This window comes from Phenylobacterium sp. (assembly GCF_030693805.1).
Classification (GTDB): Bacteria; Pseudomonadota; Alphaproteobacteria; order Caulobacterales; family Caulobacteraceae; genus Phenylobacterium.
Genome location: NZ_JAUXZW010000292.1, coordinates 1 through 1081, shown reverse-complemented (window position 1 = coordinate 1081; position 1081 = coordinate 1). Strand labels below are relative to the sequence as shown.

Below are 1081 nucleotides of genomic sequence, written 5' to 3'. Positions count from 1 at the left end.
GGAGTCCTCAGTGCGCGTCTTGCATCAGGGACCGCAGTCAACATAGTTGATTGCAACGATGTCCGTTTGTAGACACGCCATCCGTATCCTCCTGCTCAGTTACAAGGGTGGTGTGATCGCCCTGCTGCTGTGTTGAACATGGGTTCCGCCATGATTGGTTCTCGATCCATGGTGGTCGGATTCCTATTGCGTCATGGCAGGAAGTCCTTGTAGACAACATGAAGACGGCGGTCGACAAGGTCAAGAAGGGCAAGGGCCGGGTGGTCAACGCCCGCTTTGCCGCGATGTGCAGCCACTACCTCTTCGATGCGGACTTCTGCAACGTGGCCTCGGGCTGGGAGAAAGGGGTGGTGGAGAAGAACGTGCAGGACAGCCGCCGGCGGGTGTGGCTTGAGGCACGTGAGCGCAAGTTCACCAACTTTGCCGAACTCAACGCCTGGCTGGCCGAGCGTTGCAAAGCGGTATGGGCGGACACGCCCCACCCGGAGCACCGAGAACTGAGCATCGCCGATGTGCTGCAGGCCGAGCGCGAGCACCTCATGGGCATGCCCGAACCGTTTGATGGCTACGTGGAGCGACCGGCAAGGGTGAGCAGCACCTGCCTGGTAACAGTGGCGCGCAACCGCTACTCGGTGCCCTGTGAATGGGCCGGGCACATGGTGAGCACCCGGCTGTATCCGACCCGGGTGGACGTGGTGGCCGGTGACGCCCTGATGGCCAGCCACGAGCGGGTGCTCAACCGGGGGCAGACGGTGTTCGACTGGCAGCACTACATCGAGCTGGTGCAGCGCAAGCCCGGCGCGTTGAGAAACGGCGCACCATTTGCCGACCTGCCACGGCCACTGGCGCAGCTGCGCCACGCTCTCATGCGACATGCGGGCGGCGACCGGGTGCTCTCCGAGGTGCTGGCACTGGTGCCCACGGCCGGGCTGGACGCGCTGCTGGTGGCGGTGGAGTTGGTGCTGGAGCACGCCACGCCCAGCGGACACATCAGCGTGGAGCATGTGCGCAACGTGCTGGCGCGGCTGAGCGACCCGCAGCGCCCACCACCAGCGGACACCGTCTTGGCCCTGCGCGAGGC

General features: G+C 64.7%; 1 pseudogene. It reads left to right on the top strand.

What is annotated here, in order from left to right:
- Positions 1-206 precede the first annotated feature (206 nt).
- Positions 207-1081 (top strand): annotated as a pseudogene (locus Q8M88_RS11170) (IS21 family transposase); the annotation flags it as partial.